Genomic DNA, 16132 nt, shown 5'->3' with positions numbered 1-16132 from the left:
GGCGGCGGGTTTGACGGCTTTGTTTGAGAAATTGGCCAAAATCATCAGCCTCACCCGACTGGAAAACTCAGATCAACGCTGGGCGTTGGCTTGAAAAATGAATTTTGCAGGGACGACTACATAACTTTAATAGAAAAAATCAAAAAGTCAAATAATTCATCAAATTTTCCCTTAGTCAGTCAAAGTCATATGAATTTAACTGACTTACCTTTCATTCGCACCTCAGAAGTCTGATCTATGAGAACCTTGAACAAGGTGTGCTATGTAAGGAGAAAGTTTTTCCATCATAAATGCTGTGAATTCCGCAGCCTTTTCTTTTGGAATTATTTCATCTTTTTTGATCCCAAGCTGTTTAGCGGCATGGTCAAAACCTTCTTTAACGGTTCTATCAAGAGTTCGGCTACGCCCCCTCTCAAGAATGATAGGTAATGCATAGTCAGCCGCTGCTTTGTAGTTCTCGTAACTTAAACCATCCCCAGACCATATCAATGCCAGTTCTTCAGCACTGACATCCGATCTCACTCTCACCCCAACTGAACGGCCATCTATGGGATCAACTGAATAAATCTCATTTCTATATTCCCCACTGTAGCTGTCACTCAGCAACACCACTATCCGAAAGTTTCCAAAATACTCTATGTAAGACCATAGCATTTTGGTTTTTGGATCACCATGCAAGGACACACAGTGAAAAATTTTGTCCTTGGGTCTGTTCTGGATGAAGTCTGACAAGTAGGAAAATCCAAAGGGAATAGCCTCAATATTTCCATCAAGCAGGTATTGAATCACTTTGCCACATTCGCTATGTTCAACACCACATGCAGAAGCAAATGCAAAGGCAGTCTTCACCAAAGAACGACCAGCATCAGGACCACCAAGGGACAAATTGACATGAAGTGGTGAGTCCAGGAAATCAGTCTTTACCTCTAGTTCATTCAAAGCCTTCTCAACATCTAATTTTGGATACTTCCTAGAGACACCTTTGAGCCGCTGCCTAGCTTCCTCAATAGTCTTGGCTGTCATGCTTATTTTCACTGCGCCTCCAAGATTCTCTTCTGAATAGGAAGATTTCTCTGGGGTGAATGATCCATCGTTGAGCAGCCAATACTTCTCACCTTCAACAGTCTGAACAATCTGTTTAGGTGGTTCACCTCGTTCTCTGCTGATTCCGAGTGCCAAAGAGAACCAGTTTAATTGCTTGGCAAGTTCAGAATCCCAGTTTTCACCAAGCTTGTTGTTGCAGGAGTTGCAAATAAATTCAGTAGTCTTCTTTCGACCACCAATCGCATTGGGAATGATATGTTCTTTTGTTCTATTCTTACCTGATAGGAGGCAGTCACACAAAGCGCATTTTTTAGAGACTGTCATTTTTCCCTGCTTAATCGCTCCACTCTTTCAGCAGAGCAAGGTGCTTCTTATTTTGGAACTTCGGCTATCAGTGCTTCAGCCCCTTTGTTCATCAATTTTTCGTTGTCGTCTCTGAACCACCTGAACATAAAATCAAAGACAGGTGGATTTCTTTTTCTATGGTCGAAAATTTGATCCTGTAATGTCCTGCATTTGATTTTTAGTTCGGAAATTTCTTTGCCAGCAACCGCATCTGACCAGACTTTTTCAGCCAAGTCTTTCAATTTGTCCAGTCTGTCTGCGGCATCTGTGTGCTCCATCATTTGGCGATAGCCAAAAACATAGGTAGAGGCAAGTGGAGCAACTATGAATGCCAAGAATTCAAACATATCCTTTTTCTCATAGAGTCCGTATCCGATTAAACCCAGCGCAATGGATACAAGCACAACCCTGATGAAGTAAGCATATTTTCTTCTCATCTTGCAATCCCACCAAACATTAGCCCTTTGGCTAATGACGATGCCAAATATTTCTGGAACTGTATCAATGATGACTGGATACCATTTTTTTAGACCAGCTTTTTTAGCCTCATCCAATCCATGCTTTTGAGCCTCTTCATGAACTAATTCAGGATCAGGTTTTTTGCCAACTGCAATGTCATTCCAATCAATCCCAAGAACTTTGGTGTCAAAAAGTTCCTGCACCCTTGCAGCACTGTCTCGAAGCTTCTTGACCCAAGGAGTAAAAACAAAGAGGTCAAAGACTACCGTCAGAATGCCCCAGAGTGCGACATAACCTTTTAAATCTGGGTGTGCAATCGTGACAATGGCAGCACCGACAGCAATAGGACCACTTAGCACCATTTGAAGTCCAATGATGTTCTTGGCTCTTGAGTAGAGGTTCCTTTGAGCTGCTAGAAGCTCAATGTTTTCTGGCAGTTCTTGCCTTTGAATTATGCTCATAGGTAGTAGTTCGGGAACTGATCGTTATAGAGCAATTTCCACCAATCGAATGCGGTTTTGATGTCATTGGCATTGGTGGCCTCCCGTGCCTTTTCTGCCCTTGTTGCAGCGGTGTTCAGCTTGGAAAGTGCATCCTGTTTGAAAGCTTCGGTTTTGCACGGATAGATGTAGCCATCAATCCCCATTGGGTCTTGTAGCGCTGCAAGTCCATTATCCCGCAGCATTGTCAAAATTCTTTTCACATCAATGTCATAGACGATGCAGGACTCACCATCCGCGTATTTTGCCACCCTCATTTCCAAGTAGAACGATTTAATGGGAACATCCCTGTAGCATTTCCAAGCCTTTATGAACCGAATAAGTGGCTTGACCTGGCCACCGTGTTTTTTATCTACCGCGTCAACATAGGCATTGTGTGCGTCTGGACAAATTTTCATCCAACCGCCACTGCCATCTGCAATTTCATAGACCTTATAGCCACTATCTTCTTTTACATAGTCAGCAACGACAATTTCAGTGTGTTGAGACTTGTATTCACCGAATGGGCAAACAACTGTAGGACAGCGGACCACTACGCCAGTGTTTGGAAACCGTGTAACCAAAGCGTCCTTTACCAGTCTTAGCGATGAGTCAGAAGATTGCTTAAGTGAAGCCGTAGGCAGGCACGCCAAGTAGTCAACATCACTATAGGCCGATATATTGGTTCCATTGCCAAATGAGCCAATGCGAGTGAACCTTTTCAGTCCAAAATTATTTTCAAGACAAGCCTTGATAGAAGCCCGGTGCGACACCGTTGCAGAAGTTTCCGCAGCAGTGGCTTTAATGTTCACCAGAAAATCACTAAATCCTTGTTCAATTGATCGCGGCAATTTATGCCCCCCTTTTTTGCAGCACCCATACAAACATGGGGCTACTCTATTACTTCACTATGCGCAGACTCGGATTGGTAGGCTTTGGGTTCTCTTTTTCTGAAAGCACAGCAGCAGTGGAGACACTCGAAATCGTCAAGCCGAAAGTTAGGTTGTTCAAGTCCTCTACAAGCAGACACAGTTCAGCCGCTATATCTGACTTACGAACTCCTTCCCCACGAAGCGCTTCAAACACCTTAGCGAGCATTTGGGAGACTTCTTGCCTCATTGGCTTTGGTTCTTTGGTGCGATAGCCTTTCTTGGCGATATCAATGCACAAACTTCGGTAAGCCCATTCGGTCATCAAGCCAAGTTGATTCATGCGGTAAGAAAGTGCAGCAAGCGAAACGCCCCAAAAACTTTTAAGTTCAATCAACTGCCCAATAGTTGGCCAGTTTGGCTTGTTCGCAATAACACTGTCACGAGGCATGAGGAATGCAGAAGCGAAGGCATTAGCTTCACGTTCCATCTCAGGGCTATGAGCCTTACCGTGCAACATGCTATGACTATCACGCACAAGATGCCCCAATTCATGGCAAGCGTCAAACCTACTGTGCTCTGCGGACTTGAAGGTATTCAGAAACACAAATGGTGTGTTGTCATGCCACACACTGAAAGCGTCAACTTCTCGCGCCTCAATTGCCAATGAGTAGACACGGATTCCCTTTGATTCAAGTAAATGAATCATGTTGCTCACAGGAGCTACACCCAGCCCCCACATGCGACGCAAGGTCGCAGCAGCATCTTCAGGTGACAAGTCACTGAGATCAGGAAGGTTTGAAGCGGGTAACTTAAACCTTGATTCAATCCAGTTGTTCAAAATAAAAGCAAGAGAGCCCGCACTCAGTGCACTGTCCTTCAAAGATGCGGACATCTTAGACATTGAGCGAAAGCTTGCCGTATGTTCCGATATTTTCGGGAGATCAGGCCCCGAAAAAAAAGAAAGAGGGAAACGGAGCAGATTTGCAATCTGCTCAAGCTTCTCAGGCTCAGGCGAATATTCACCCGACTCATAGCCTTGGATAGACCTACTTTGAACACCGAGTGCTTCGGCAAGTTTGGTCTTAGTCCATCGTCTGCGAGTTCTGGCGAATTGAATTCTGGCGGGATTCAACATGTTTTAACCATGCTCAGGAACCAGTCTTACGTTCGACCACAACTTCAATTGGTTCATTGGGAAGCGATGGTGCAATGCGAGTAGCAGGATCTGTAGGAATTGAACGAAGAATGATTCGCTCTGCCCATCCAATAATCTTTTTCTTGTGAAAGCTAGAGGGCAATGACAATTCACTGCGGATTTCACGGGCATCTTTTCCAGCAGCGTCAACATGGTAAAGAAGAACCCAAAGCTGCGTACCGCCCTCACCCTTCTGCATCCTGTTCAGTGCGGCATTTTCAAAAAGCTGGTATTGAACGTTCTTCTGAACGGCTTCATCCAGAACAGCACCTTTGTCGGCTTGGTTCGTGGGATTGCCGAACTCCTTGCCAGTTTCACTGTTGCCAGTCATCACAACAATGGCAATTGAACGGTCAGCGGAAATAATAAGTGGACAGTTTTTGTGATCTTTAATGATCCAGTCCTGAACCTTCAGCGCGAGCCTGAGAGAAGGAACGAACGCATGCCAATGTAGTGTGCCAGCCGCCGTTGGAGCATGGGCAAGAGTCGCTTCCAGCCTGGCCTCAAAGCCCCGCTGGTTCGCCTCTAGCATGAGTTCCTGAGTCAGAGCTGGATCAAGCTCTTGGAGTCTTGCATCCACGTCAGCAGGGTGTACGACGATGCGGGCAGGCTGTGGCGAGGGTGAGTGTGTAAGCAAGGTTGCTCCAGAGTGGTTAACTTCTGGTTATGCTACCACAGTTAGAGGTCTGAAAAGCGGAAGTTTCTGTAAATTCATCCAGTGCCATGTTGAACCAAAATTTTCAATCAAGTGGAACTGATCCGAAAAAGATTTGACAAGCCCTTGGGCGCACTGCCTGTCTACTCAGCCCATTTACATAGCCTCAATCAGCTTCAGCACATCACCAGTGGTATGAGCCCCATCAATCGGGTTGCTCTCAAAAACCATCATGTAGTGATAGCGGTAGCCGGTTTCATGCGCAATCTGGTTAGCTTGGGACTCCCAAATCTTGCCAAGCTTCAGCTTGTCCTTGGAGTCAGAGTTGTCTCTATCATCACCCTTGGTTTCCACCACAATGATGTTCTTGCTCTCAGTGAGAACAATGAAGTCAGGGTAGTGATTCAGAAAACCATTCAGCAAGAACCCCTTGCCACGCTCAAGGTTCCGGTGCCACCAAACAATGTTTTCCAGTTCTGCAACACCCCGAATAACTTTGCTTTCCAAGTTATTCACACTACCTTCAGTGACATAAAGACTTTTGCTGATAGCGGGAGCATTTTCACTTGGTGCAATCGTTGCAGGCAACGAGAATGACGGACGAAGTTTGATTTTCTGAGTGGTCAACCAGTTGCCGAATTCCTTAGCAGCATACTCATTGGCAAGGCTCTGAATCTTAGCCTTAATAAGCTTGACATAATCGTAGTCACGCTCAAGGCAATCAGCACGCAGATCAGCATTCATGGCCTCAACAATTCGTTTGAGGTAGTGCTTCACATCGTTGTCTTCAATCGGGTAAAAGGTATTCTTCCCAATTAGGCTGAAGAGCCGACCAACGATAGAAGTTATTTGACCCGAAGTCGGCTGACTCTTGATGATGCTGTTCAGCTTTTCCTTTTCTGCCTTCTTCACTACAGTGAAAGATGGAGCACTTTCACCATTGCCAATCTCTTCCGCATCTACCTTATAGACATCAGATTCAATAGCTGTGAAGTTGATAGTAGCGTCGAGGTTTGCCAACACAAAGTTTGATAGCAAGTTTTCTTTAGCCAACTTGTGCCACTCGTCACCACCGTCAAAGAACCCACCATCTGAGGGCAGCTTGATGAAGAACTGGGGTAGCTGAATTGCCTTTGCAGACTCTTCAAACTTTTGCTTCATCTTATGCTCGTTCATATGGGCCTTCAGTTCTTCAGGAACAGCTTCTCCACTCGTAGCATTGGCCTGTTCTTCAAATTCTTTAGCTTGTTCAGCAGCCTGATTCTTGATTGCTTCAACACCTGATGCATCATTGCCAGTTGAGGCAGGCTGATCGCCATTTGGGGCTATAGCAGCTTGCTCCACAGCTTGTTGTTCCCAGTCAGGATTGAGCTTGCTCTTCTCAATTTCAAGATCCTGGCCAGCACCAGTTTCAGCAGGCTTTTCCTCACCCGTTTGAGCAGTAAGGTTCAGTTGTCCCTGAGTTTGTGAGGGTGCAGGATCTTGCTCTTGCTCAATCGCAGACAGATCAAATTCTCTGTAGTCGCGCTTTGAAAAACCAGCCTTGTTCAAACCCACAACCACCTGACTTAAAGTGTTCTGGAAGTGGCTGGACGAGGTAAACACATAGCTCAAGTTCAGTAACTCAATGCTGTGCTTTCTGGTGTATGGCATGCGAAGAACACGCCCCAAAATTTGAGTCACATCCACCACAGAAGACTTGTTTGCCAGTGTCGCAAGCACATAGGCAAAAGGACAGTCCCAACCCTCTTTCAGCGCATTGACCGTGATGATGTATCGCACGTGGCAATCACGACTCATCAAATCAACATTCTTCAACTCGTTGATGTTGGCAGTCTTGATGGCAATGTGTTCTTTTGGAATGTTCAGTTCAAGCAGAATTTCCCGCACCTTCTCAAAGGTGGTGGTGTCATCCTTGTTCTTCGGTTCAGCCTGGAACAGCACGATAGGGCGAATGTAGCCACCGCCCTTTTCTTCAGCTTTCTTAGCAAACTCTTCCAACTGACGCCGCATATTCAGGGCCGCCATGATCACATCTTCTTGGCTTCGTTGATTGGCAACAATCACAGGAAGCTTGACCATGTTTTGCTTCTTGAGCCGCAAGGCATCAACATAGCTGATGATGTTGCTGTTATCTCGTGGTGTAGCAGTCAGGTCAAAAATGAAACTTGGGTTGATGTTGCGAAGCATGTCCACTGACAACGTGCTTTCAGCATTGTGGCTTTCATCCACAACCACAATCGGCTTGAGGGTTCGCATGACATTAATGAGCGCGGAAGGATCAGTTCCTTCCAATGGATCAACAACTTCACCTTCATCATTCAAAAAAGAAGCAAGGTAGCCGTTTTCCTGAAAGGCTTTACGGTTCTCTTTGTTGTTTGCTTTAAGTGAGTCAAACGACATCACAACCACCGAAAGCTGCTCCTTCACAGTGTCCGCATTGAACCCAGCACCCTGAAGGACATCAGCCTTCTCATAAATTTGCACACGACCACTGAACAGGTCATTCAATCGCTGACGATACGGGTGATCAATGTTGGACAGGTTCTTTACTGTCTGTTCAAGGATGGTCAGTGAAGGAACCAACCACACTACGAACTTAGGGCGTGTGGGGTTGTATTCAGCAAAGGCAGAAAAAATTCTGTCCAAGGCATTCACTGCAATGAAGGTTTTTCCGCCAGCAGTGGGAACCTTCACACATACATGAGGCACTTCCTTGATGTTGTTCTTGTACGCCTGATTGAGAACACCGCGATCCTTCCAATATTTTGCAAAAGCATTGAAAAGATGCCCCTTGCATTCAAGCAGGGTTTCCAGATATTTACTGAGGTCAGTCAGGACATCAGCTTGATAGTCTTTAAGTTCCATGTGTTCTTCTTCTTAGAATCGTGTGATGTCACGAGGAATGCGCTTGAACGTGATTCCGTGCTTGTAAAGGAAGTCCTTATCCAAAGCACACTTGTCAGCGTAAATCACGAACTGTTCGGGTCTGGAGAGTAGACCCTTGATTTTCAGTTGCCCAAGAAAATCAATATCAAGTGTCGTCACTCTATCCTTCTCATAATAGAAGACACACAGAGCCGAATTCGTTGAACCCAAAGCATATGGGCTCACAGAATTCTCAGTGCCCAGGCGCTTTTCAGTTGGAATTTTTTCAGTGTATGCCACGTAGCCTCTAATGGCTTCTGCACCGACTGCTTCATTGAGGTTCCTGTCTTCCTTGAAGAGAGCTTCACCTACCTTTAGGAAGTCAAATCCGCCACCAGTCCCAGCAACAACTTTATTACCTTCAGCATAGCCGTTGATAACACGGCGAATCCGTTCAGCAGTGATAGTTTCTGCATAGTCCATCATTTCACACATGATGAAACGACGACTTCCACCATCTTGAGCATTAAGATTCAAAACAGCATGTGCAGTTGTGCCACTGCCAGCAAAAGAATCAAGAACGATGGAGTTCTTGGTAGTTGCCAAGCGAAGAATCTTATCAATTAGAAGAACTGGCTTCTTTCCACTTGGAAATTGAATCCCGCCTTCTTTCGTCAAGTTATTAAGCGGAAAACCGTCCCAGTAGGTGCCAGCCTTCTCAAGCTTAACAATCTTCTTGCCTCTCTTTACCGCAGTATCCTTCAACCAGATAACTCTTCTGATTGTTGGACTAATGTAGTAGTGCTGAACAACAGTACCCTTATCACGTCCTGATCGTGGTACATATTCGGCAATCAAAAGCTCATCATCAGCAAGCGATTCAAACTCATCCATGATTCGAGTTCGAATACTGGTTTGAGCATTGGTATCCGAAAATATCCAACTGTAATTATCAAGGTATGCGTCTTCGCGCTCAACTCCACCTTTAACCAATGAGTTAACTGTGGTTCGTTTTACATTCTTATATTTCTTTACCTTAATTTCTTCACCGGCACCGTCTAAAACAATTCGTTCCTCAATGAAGTCACCCTTATTCAAAAGAACACTTGTGTACTTCCAACTCTTTCCTTCAGATTCCATATCTTCAATGATTTCAAATAAATCCTCTTCATCGTAGACATCATTGAACTTCTCAAATCCACCGTCACCAGTTCTATCTTTTGCGTAGATAAGAACGTTCTCAATATTCTTCTTCAGTCTTTTATCCTCACCACCACCAGAAGCACCAGCAGTCAATTTCATCTTCACGCAAACCTCATTGATATACGAGTCCCTGCCAAAAATCTCATCCATTAAGACTTTTGCATAATGAAGCTCATCATCATTCAACTGCAAAAACAAAACACCATTCTTAGCCAGCAAACGATGTAGCAACTTCAGACGTGGATACATCATGCAAAGCCATTTATCATGCCTGCTTAAGTCTTCGCCTTCTTTACCGACTACTTGACCAAGCCACTTCTTGATCTTGGGGTCATTTACATTGTCGTTGTACACCCAACCTTCGTTGCCAGTGTTGTAAGGTGGATCAATATAGATGCAGTTCACCTTGCCTTCAAATTCTGGAAGAAGGCTTTTCAAGGACTCTAAATTGTCTCCATGAATTATTCGGTTGTTCATGGAGTTGGCCGGGGTACCCTCGTTGGCTTTGAAGCTGTATTGCTTATCTAGCAAACGGAATGGCACATCATGATGGTGGTTGACCACCTTGTTTTTTCCGACCCAGTGCAGTGTTGGCATAAATCTATTTTTTTATGAGTCACTGGCAAGTTCGCACCAGTGTATGTTTATCGGAATTCGTTTGAATTTTCATTCCCCAGCTTCCTCATCCCACTTCCGCAGGAGAGCAAGCTTTTCAGCAATCTTGACTTCAAGTCCTCTTGGCACTGGCTGATACCAACCCGGCTCTTCTATGCCTTCAGGAAGATAGGTTTCACCAGCAGCATAGGCATTGGGTTCATCATGAGCATATCTGTACTCATGCCCATAACCCAGTTCCTTCATGAGCTTTGTTGGGGCATTGCGAAGATGAACAGGAACCTCCCTGCTCTTGTCCTGCTTCACGAATGCTTTAGCTTGGTTGTAGGCGTTGTAACCAGCATTGCTTTTTGCCGCTACAGCCAGATATATCACAGCTTGCCCTAATGCCAATTCACCTTCAGGACTACCCAACCGCTCATAGGTCAAAGCAGCATCGTTAGCTATCTGCATGGCCCTTGGATCAGCAAGCCCAATGTCTTCCCAAGCCATGCGAACAATGCGCCGTGCCAAATACCTTGCATCAGCACCACCGTCCAACATGCGTGTCAGCCAGTAAAGAGCAGCATCAGGATGGGACCCGCGCACTGACTTGTGCAAGGCTGAAATTTGGTCATAGAAGTTGTCCCCGCCCTTGTCAAAGCGACGACTATTCAGAGTCAAAGCATTCTGCAAGAAGTCAGCATTGATTGCTTTAATCCCAGAAGCCTTAGCTGCTGTGCTTGTCTGCTCCAACAAGTTCAAGAACCTTCTGGCGTCCCCATCTGCATAACCAATGATTGTGTCCCTAGCCAGGTCGTCAAACTGAAGATGACCAATGGCAAGCTCTTGAGCGCGAACAAGCAACAGCTTCAGTTCTTCGTCTGTCAAAGACTTCAAGACATAGACCTGAGCCCGCGACAGCAAAGCCGAATTCACTTCAAAAGAAGGGTTCTCAGTCGTAGCACCAATGAAGGTGACTAGCCCACTTTCGGCATAAGGAAGAAGCGCGTCTTGTTGAGACTTATTGAACCTGTGAATTTCATCTACGAACAAGATTGTGTGCTTGCCCATAGAAAGGTTCTGCTGTGCTTGCTCCATTGCAGCGCGAATGTCTTTGACACCAGAGAACACCGCAGACAAGGCAATGAACTCGCACTTGAAGGCTGTAGCTGTGAGGCGCGCCAAAGTGGTTTTGCCAACACCCGGCGGCCCCCAGAAGATCATGGAGTGGGGTTTGCCTGACTGGAAGGCAAGTCTTAAAGGCTTACCTTCACCCAGCAAGTGCGACTGTCCGACCACCTCGTCCAAGGTCTTTGGACGAAGTGCTTCAGCCAGTGGTGCGGAGGGCTCTTGTGCGAACAAATCAGCCATGCTTCACCCCCATTGAACAATGGGGAAGCACAAGGAATTGCACAAATGCCTTTCTAAGTTGTTGATTTATATATGACTTGACAGCTTTGTTGAAGCGGTGCACTTCGTCAACGAACATGATGGTGCGCTGGGGGTGCAAACCGGTGCGGGCCGCTTCGGCTTTTTCCACCGCTTCTCGGATGTCTTTGACCCCACCGAGCACCGCACTGATGCTCAAGAATTGCGCATCAAAGGCGTCGGCCATCAAGCGGGCGATGGTGGTTTTGCCCACGCCCGGTGGCCCCCACAAAATGCAGCTGTGTGGCTGGCCCGATTCAAAAGCCAGGCGCAGCGCCATGCCTTCACCGAGCAAATGCTGCTGCCCGATCACTTCGCCCAAATGGCGTGGGCGCAAGCGCTCGGCCAGCGGGGCTTGGGGCGAGAGGGGCACGGCCGTCATGAATGACTCAGGGGCGGATCACATCGGCACCGGCGGGGGCCTTGAACACAAAAGCCGATGCCGGCAATGCGGGGTTGAGCTCAAAGGCTGAGAAATTCAAAACCGAGCGTTGACCCAATGCGTCTTGCACATCGAGCACGGCCAGCTCCACGCCCTTGTCGGCGGCGCGCAAGCCCACCAACACGGACTGGATCTGGCCATCGGATTTCTTGGGTGTCGCGCGCACCCACTGCAGACCCTCACGATCGGCCTCAGCCTTGAATTGGAAGTCGGTCTTCAAGGCCTCCAGATCGCTGGCTGCCGTCAGCAAGGCCACCGGCGTCGAACCCAAGACCTGCGCCTGGTTGCGGGCCGACACCTGGTTCAAGTCCACATCGTGCAGCCACAGGGTCTGGCCATCGGCCACCAAGGTTTGCACAAAAGGTTTGCGGTAGTCGAAGCGGAATTTGCCAGGCCGCTGAAATTCAAAACTGCCACTCGACGTTTTGCTGCGCGCGACCTGCCCCGACTTGGGCGGCGATGTGACCACTTGGGTGAACTGCGCCCGGCCACTGCGTGTTTGCTTGATGAACTGGTTCAGGGCATCGAGCCCATCGGCGTGCGCAGGACCGGACAGGCCGAAGGCGATTGAACACAGCCCGCTCAGCGCATGACGACGTGAAAAGGTCATTTGTTACTCGGCCCGCGCGGGCACCAAAATTTCGCGCTGGCCGCTGCCGCTCATGGCGCTGACAAGACCTGCTTTTTCCATGTCCTCGACCAGTCGAGCGGCCCGGTTGTAGCCGATCTTCAAGTGGCGCTGCACCAAGGAGATGCTGGCCTTGCGGTTCTTGAGCACGACTTCGACCGCTTGGTCGTACATCGGGTCTTTTTCAGCGTCTTCACCTTCACCCAGCATGCCGCCGTCTTCGTCCACGGTGCCGCCTTCGAGCACGCCTTCGATGTAGTCGGGCTCACCTTGGCTCTTGAGGTAGCTGACCACGCGGTGCACTTCTTCGTCGCTCACAAAAGCGCCGTGTACACGGATCGGGAAACCGGTGCCCGAAGGCATGTAGAGCATGTCGCCCATGCCCAGCAGGGCTTCAGCGCCCATCTGATCCAAGATGGTGCGGCTGTCGATCTTGCTGGACACCTGAAACGCGATGCGGGTCGGGATGTTGGCCTTGATCAGGCCCGTGATCACGTCCACGCTGGGGCGCTGGGTGGCCAAGATCAAATGGATGCCGGCAGCTCGGGCTTTTTGGGCCAGGCGAGCGATCAGTTCTTCGATCTTCTTACCCACCACCATCATCAAGTCAGCCAGCTCGTCGATCACCACCACGATATGGGGCAAGCGTTTGAGCGGTTCGGGATCGTCCGGGGTCAAGCTGAAGGGGTTGTAGATGAATTCTTCGCGCGCTGTGGCGTCGTCGATTTTCTGGTTGTAGCCGGCCAGATTGCGCACGCCCATCTTGCTCATGAGTTTGTAGCGCTTTTCCATCTCGGCGACGCACCAGTTCAGGCCGTGTGCGGCCTGGCGCATGTCGGTGACCACTGGGGCCAGCAGGTGCGGAATGCCTTCATAGACCGACATCTCCAGCATCTTGGGGTCGATCATCAAGAGGCGGACATCACGCGCTTCGGCCTTGTACAGCAGCGACAAGATCATGGCGTTGATACCGACCGATTTGCCTGAGCCGGTGGTACCGGCCACCAGCACGTGCGGCATCTTGGCCAGATCGGCCACCACCGGGTTGCCGATGATGTCCTTGCCCAAGCCCATGGTCAGCATGGACTTGGCTTCGTTGTAAACCTGCGAGCCCAGAATTTCACTGAGCTTGATCGACTGGCGCTTGGCATTGGGCAATTCCAGTGCCATGTAGTTTTTGCCAGGGATGGTTTCGATCACACGGATCGACACCAAACTGAGCGAGCGGGCCAAGTCCTTGGCCAGGTTGACGATTTGCGAGCCCTTGACGCCGGTGTCAGGCTCGATTTCGTAACGCGTGATCACGGGGCCAGGCGCAGCAGCCACCACCCGCACCTTGACGCCGAAGTCCGAGAGTTTCTTCTCGATCAGGCGGCTGGTCATCTCCAACGTTTCGGGCGACACCGTTTCTTGACGTGCTGTCAGGGCGTCCAGCAAATCCACCTGTGGCAGCTTGCTGTCGGGCAATTCGTTGAACAAGGGTTTTTGGCGCTCTTTGACCACTCGATCACTGCGGGGCACATCCATGACGCCTGGCTCGATGACCACCACGGGTGCAGGAGGAGGTGGCACAGGTACTGGCTCCAAATCGAGCTGACCTTCGGGTGCATTCAGGTGTGCGGAGTCCAGGTCCCATTGCGGCTCCACGGCTTGCATGGACAGCACTTGTTCGCGTTCGCGCAAAGCTTGCTGCCCCAAGGCAAAGTCTTCTTCGATTTCTTTCTTCACATGACGCGATTGGACCAGGCGGTCAATCCGCTCACCAATGTTCTCGGCCAACTGCCCCCATGAAAAGCGGAACACCATGGCCACACCGATGACGCCGATCACCAGCCCCAGCAAACCCGATCCATTGAAGCCCAGCCACTGCATGCCCAAGCGACCCAGTTCGTAACCCAAAATACCGCCGCTGTGACCGGGCAAATGCGACTCCCAGCGGTACAGGCGTGTCCACTCCAAACAGGCACTGGCTGACATGAGCAGCGTCAAGCCCAACCAAAACACCCAAGCCCTGCGCTGCAAGGTCGTGTCATCTGCGGCTTGGCTTTCATCGCCTGCGCTCAACCAACGCGCCAAACCCGACAGCCAGGCGCGCAAGCCGGCTGCAAAGCACCACCAACTGGAATAGCCAAAGATGAAATAGGCCATGTCGGCAAACAGGGCACCGAATCGTCCCATCCAGTTGCGTGTGCTCCCACCAGCGCCCGATGTGGACCAAGCCGGATCCAGCGCCTGGTAACTCAGCAAGGCCATCAGGCACAACAGCAACACACCCGCGCCGACCAAAAGACTGATTTCCTGAGCAAAGCGTGCCCAAAAACGGCGCGGTTCCGAGACTTCCTCGTCAGAAGAAGGCAAATGGTTCAGGGTGTGGAGGGAATAGGTCATAACTTAAGCTGCAAGCTTACCCGATTGGGAGCTCGGATTCCCTGCACACAGACGAGCCTTTGGTGGGTTCTTACAATAGAGAACACGCGATGCTTGCCATCCCCCTTTTCATCACCGATTTGCAGACCATGTCCACACCCACCCAACACGCCCAAGTTCTGATCCTCGGCTCCGGCCCTGCTGGCTACACCGCTGCCGTGTATGCCGCCCGCGCCAACCTCAAGCCATTGCTGATCACTGGGATGGCTCAAGGCGGCCAGTTGATGACCACCACCGAAGTGGACAACTGGCCCGCCGACGTCAATGGCGTGCAAGGCCCCGAGCTGATGCAGCGCTTTTTGGAGCACGCCGAGCGCTTCAACACCCAAATCGTGTTTGACCACATCCACACCGTGAAGCTCGAGCAGCGCCCTTTCACCCTGATCGGTGACGCCGGCACCTACACCTGTGACAGCCTGATCATTGCCACCGGCGCCTCGGCCAAATACCTGGGCCTGCCCTCCGAAGAGGCCTTCATGGGCCGTGGCGTGAGCGGCTGCGCCACCTGTGACGGCTTTTTCTACCGCGAACAGTTGTGCTGCGTGGTGGGCGGCGGCAACACCGCTGTCGAAGAAGCCCTGTACCTGTCCAACATCGCCAGCAAGGTCTATTTGATTCACCGCCGTGACAAATTCAAGGCAGAGCCCATCTTGGTGGACAAGCTGATGGACAAAGTGGCCGCCGGCAAGATCGAGCTCAAGACCTTCCAAACGCTGGAGGAAGTGCTGGGCGACGACACTGGCGTGACGGGCGTGCGTTTGAAGAGCACCGTGGACGGCAGCTTGCAAGACATTGAACTCAAAGGCTGCTTCATCGCCATTGGCCACTCGCCCAACACCGACATCTTCCAGGGCCAACTGGAACTGGAAAACGGCTACATCGTGACGCAAGGCGGTTTGAAGGGTTTTGCCACCCAGACTTCGGTGCCCGGTGTGTTCGCTGCAGGCGACGTGCAAGACCACGTTTACCGCCAGGCGATCACCAGCGCCGGCACCGGTTGCATGGCCGCTTTGGACGCCCAACGCTTCCTGGAGCAAAACGAAGCCTGATTTTCTGGGTATAATGATTGGCTTTGCTGGATCTGCCCCGACTATTCGCCGGGGATCACAGGCTCAGTGATCTGGGATACCGCCACCCATCTTGGCGAGGTGAGGCTGGAGCGCCAGGCCCCATGCAAATCTGCATGAGACCCATCGGCACCGGCTGTTTTAAAAGTATCGGAGTGTCCACATGGCACGCGTTTGCGACGTAACGGGCAAAGGCCCAATGACAGGGAACAACGTTTCCCACGCCAACAACAAAACCAAGCGCCGGTTCCTGCCGAACCTGCAATACCGTCGTTTCTGGGTTGAAACAGAAAACCGTTGGGTGCGTCTGCGCGTCTCCAGCGCTGCTCTGCGCCTGATCGACAAAAACGGCATCGATGCCGTGCTCGCAGACCTGCGTGCACGCGGTCAAGCCTAAACCCAGAACATTAGGAGTCATACACC

At 49.9% G+C, this 16132-nt stretch carries 13 protein-coding genes; 2 read left to right on the top strand and 11 right to left on the bottom strand.

The window, feature by feature from the left end; all coding sequences use genetic code 11:
* Window positions 1-222: 222 nt before the first annotated feature.
* From QLQ16_RS14345 to QLQ16_RS14295, 11 genes are all read right to left on the bottom strand, one after another.
* Entirely contained in the window at window positions 223-1368 is a 1146-nt protein-coding gene (locus tag QLQ16_RS14345) for an HNH endonuclease (protein WP_283225345.1), read from the bottom strand.
* A gap of 47 nt (window positions 1369-1415) precedes the next feature.
* The gene (locus tag QLQ16_RS14340) at window positions 1416-2309 is read right to left on the bottom strand and encodes an S-4TM family putative pore-forming effector (RefSeq protein WP_283225344.1); all 894 of its coding nucleotides are present in this window, start codon (window positions 2307-2309) and stop codon (window positions 1416-1418) included.
* The gene (locus QLQ16_RS14335) at window positions 2306-3178 is read right to left on the bottom strand and encodes a nucleotidyltransferase family protein (protein WP_283225343.1); all 873 of its coding nucleotides are present in this window, start codon (window positions 3176-3178) and stop codon (window positions 2306-2308) included. Before QLQ16_RS14335 ends, QLQ16_RS14340 begins: the two co-directional genes overlap by 4 nt.
* A 49-nt stretch (window positions 3179-3227) precedes the next feature.
* A complete protein-coding gene (locus QLQ16_RS14330) occupies window positions 3228-4334 on the bottom strand; it encodes a helix-turn-helix domain-containing protein (RefSeq protein WP_283225342.1) in 1107 nt (368 codons plus the stop codon).
* Window positions 4335-4347: 13 nt separating this feature from the next.
* Window positions 4348-4974 carry a hypothetical protein gene (locus tag QLQ16_RS14325; RefSeq protein WP_283225341.1) on the bottom strand — a complete coding sequence of 209 codons (627 nt, stop codon included), beginning with the start codon at window positions 4972-4974 and terminating at the stop codon, window positions 4348-4350.
* A gap of 231 nt (window positions 4975-5205) precedes the next feature.
* On the bottom strand, window positions 5206-7917 hold the full coding sequence (locus QLQ16_RS14320; RefSeq protein WP_283225340.1) for a DEAD/DEAH box helicase: 2712 nt from the start codon (window positions 7915-7917) through the stop codon (window positions 5206-5208).
* A 12-nt stretch (window positions 7918-7929) separates the two neighbouring features.
* Entirely contained in the window at window positions 7930-9717 is a 1788-nt protein-coding gene (locus tag QLQ16_RS14315) for a site-specific DNA-methyltransferase (RefSeq protein WP_283225339.1), read from the bottom strand.
* A 69-nt stretch (window positions 9718-9786) separates the two neighbouring features.
* Window positions 9787-11088, bottom strand: coding sequence for a replication-associated recombination protein A (locus QLQ16_RS14310; RefSeq protein WP_283225338.1), 1302 nt, complete (start codon window positions 11086-11088; stop codon window positions 9787-9789).
* Window positions 11081-11527 (bottom strand): AAA family ATPase, encoded by a 447-nt coding sequence (locus QLQ16_RS14305; RefSeq protein WP_283225337.1) that lies wholly within the window; start codon window positions 11525-11527, stop codon window positions 11081-11083. Before QLQ16_RS14305 ends, QLQ16_RS14310 begins: the two co-directional genes overlap by 8 nt.
* Before the next feature lie 7 nt (window positions 11528-11534).
* Window positions 11535-12197, bottom strand: a complete 663-nt coding sequence (gene lolA, locus QLQ16_RS14300; RefSeq protein WP_283225336.1) for an outer membrane lipoprotein periplasmic chaperone LolA — start codon at window positions 12195-12197, stop codon at window positions 11535-11537.
* A gap of 3 nt (window positions 12198-12200) precedes the next feature.
* Entirely contained in the window at window positions 12201-14603 is a 2403-nt protein-coding gene (locus QLQ16_RS14295) for a DNA translocase FtsK (RefSeq protein WP_283225335.1), read from the bottom strand.
* Window positions 14604-14731: 128 nt separating this feature from the next.
* On the opposite strand from QLQ16_RS14295, the gene trxB reads away from it, so the two are divergent.
* Window positions 14732-15691 carry a thioredoxin-disulfide reductase gene (gene trxB, locus QLQ16_RS14290; protein ID WP_283225354.1) on the top strand — a complete coding sequence of 320 codons (960 nt, stop codon included), beginning with the start codon at window positions 14732-14734 and terminating at the stop codon, window positions 15689-15691.
* A gap of 181 nt (window positions 15692-15872) precedes the next feature.
* Entirely contained in the window at window positions 15873-16106 is a 234-nt protein-coding gene (gene rpmB, locus QLQ16_RS14285; protein WP_026039317.1) for a 50S ribosomal protein L28, read from the top strand.
* The last annotated feature ends 26 nt before the right edge of the window (window positions 16107-16132 follow it).

This window comes from Limnohabitans lacus (assembly GCF_030053395.1).
GTDB classification, from domain to species: domain Bacteria; phylum Pseudomonadota; class Gammaproteobacteria; order Burkholderiales; family Burkholderiaceae_C; genus Limnohabitans_A; species Limnohabitans_A lacus.
The sequence above is the reverse complement of the archived record's forward strand: the minus strand, read 5'-3'. Positions and strand labels throughout refer to the sequence as shown.